The organism is Endozoicomonas sp. ONNA1 (assembly GCF_024606325.1).
Lineage (GTDB): Bacteria > Pseudomonadota > Gammaproteobacteria > Pseudomonadales > Endozoicomonadaceae > Endozoicomonas_A.
Genome location: NZ_JAHHPN010000812.1, coordinates 1 through 1,882, shown reverse-complemented (window position 1 = coordinate 1,882; position 1,882 = coordinate 1). Strand labels below are relative to the sequence as shown.

Genomic DNA, 1,882 nt, shown 5'->3' with positions numbered 1-1,882 from the left:
TTGTCCACCTTCTGCTGAAGACTCCAGCCATCGGCCGCTTCCAGTTTTTGCTGAACTTTTTCCAGCGCCTTCATATCTTCATCAGACTGGATATTCTGGGACAGTTCATGAAACTGACTGATCCACTCCCCCACTTCTTCAAGGCCAGAAGCCACGACATCGTAGACTTTTTTCTCATCCTGCTCAGGAAGATCCTGGTTCAGAATGCCAATACGCATCCCGGGTTTTCGCCAGATGCTGCCATCATCCGCATCGATTTTGCCGGATACCAGTTTCATCATGGTGGACTTGCCCGCACCATTTCGCCCCAACAAACAGACCCGTTCACCTTTACGTATCTGAAAATCGGCTCCATACATCAGGGGCTGATCACCATAGGCAAGGTTTATATTGTCAAATCTCAGTAACGGCATTATCAGGTTAACCTGTCCTTTTCAATGTCCTGCAACGGCAATGACACAGAATTAATAATGCCGCAAGCATACCTGCTAAAGACTCATGAGCCAAAAAAATCAGTCGTGAATACAATGCAGAATAAACTTCTGACACCCATGCCATGGGAAGCACGAAAAGGTAGAATGAGAGTAGATCGTAAACAACCAAATCGGTTATGAGAAAGATCATCCTAAGTGGCGCAGGACAGAATGATTTCAGGGCGCCACCATCTCAATCAATGTTGCCAACCCCGGTCCTGGCAGCTCCATCTCAAGTACTGCTGCATTGCCGGTCATAAAGCCAGGTCCCTGATGAATCGCTCCTTCACAGAGCAAACTGGTTAAAGCCCCCACCAGAGGCATATGACTGGCCAGTGCGATATTCCCTTGCACAGGCAGTTCTGAGATCACGGCCATCGGATCAGCGTCGGGAGTAATGCAATCCAGTGTTTCCAGAGTACACTCCAGAGTTTCAGCCAGAATCCTGCCAGATTGCTGAGCCCTGAGATAAGGACTGGCCAGTACCCTGCTGATGCCGAGGTGGGTCAGCTTCGAAGCTGTGCTGAGCACTTCCTGCTGACCCACTTCCGTTAAAGGCCTTTCCTGATCATTTGGCGCTGACCAACTGGCTTGCCCATGACGCATTACGATCAGTTTCATTATTGGGTACCTGCCTGCTTATGAGTGCTGATATACGACCAGGTATACGAACGACTATAGATAAACCAGAGTGACTCAAGCCGATTTCAGACACCTTCCTGGTCATTGACTGGCTCTTTCTCTCCCGGCCAGTCGCTGAACGGATAAGGCTTGGTGTCATCATTGTAAGTAACAAACTGGATAATCTGATAAAAGTATTGATTCAGACCTGCACTTAAATCCAGTAATCGTGAGTTCGGTTCAGATTTAATAAACCCATGCACCACCTGAATAATGGCAATCAATAAAATCAGAAATCCGACAATATAGGCCAACATGTAAAACAACACCATGAACAATAGCCTGAGCCACCGAGACTCTGATTTCAGATTATCAAACACTTTCTTATCCATATAAAAACCCTCACCGTTTTTGTTAATGGATATCCACCATTAGTTGAAAGTAACTGGAAGAAAAGTCTTCCCGACCTTCATCTGACCATAAACTCGACGTCGGTTTTCTGCTCCCGGAGCATCATACCGCGCACCAGCTGATTGACATTAAACTCTTCGAAAATAACCATGTGCAATGCCTCAACAATCGGCATATAGACTTCAAGCTCAACCGCTTTCTGTCTGACCTGTTGTAAAGTGTTCACTCCCTCAGCTACCTGACCCAGCTCAGCTTCTGCCTCTTTCAGGGTTTTCCCCTGACCCAGAGCATAACCTACCCTGAAATTCCGACTGAGGCTGGATGTACAGGTGGCTGAGGGAGTGAACACTTTACAACAGGTCAGACAGAAAGCGGTT

The 1,882-nt window shown here is 47.2% G+C and carries 4 protein-coding genes; all 4 read right to left on the bottom strand.

What is annotated here, in order from left to right; translation table 11 throughout:
• The coding region (locus KDK19_RS19300; RefSeq protein WP_257292656.1) for an ATP-binding cassette domain-containing protein at positions 1-413 on the bottom strand (413 nt) is incomplete at its 3' end.
• Positions 414-650: 237 nt separating this feature from the next.
• Positions 651-1,094: a phosphohistidine phosphatase SixA gene (sixA, locus tag KDK19_RS19295; protein WP_257252631.1), complete on the bottom strand. Its 444-nt coding sequence runs from the start codon at positions 1,092-1,094 to the stop codon at positions 651-653.
• An 86-nt stretch (positions 1,095-1,180) separates the two neighbouring features.
• Positions 1,181-1,486 (bottom strand): DUF4389 domain-containing protein, encoded by a 306-nt coding sequence (locus tag KDK19_RS19290; RefSeq protein WP_257252630.1) that lies wholly within the window; start codon positions 1,484-1,486, stop codon positions 1,181-1,183.
• 77 nt (positions 1,487-1,563) lie between these two features.
• A partial coding sequence (locus KDK19_RS19285) for an NAD(P)H-dependent glycerol-3-phosphate dehydrogenase (RefSeq protein ID WP_368736478.1) occupies positions 1,564-1,882 on the bottom strand: 319 nt, incomplete at its 5' end.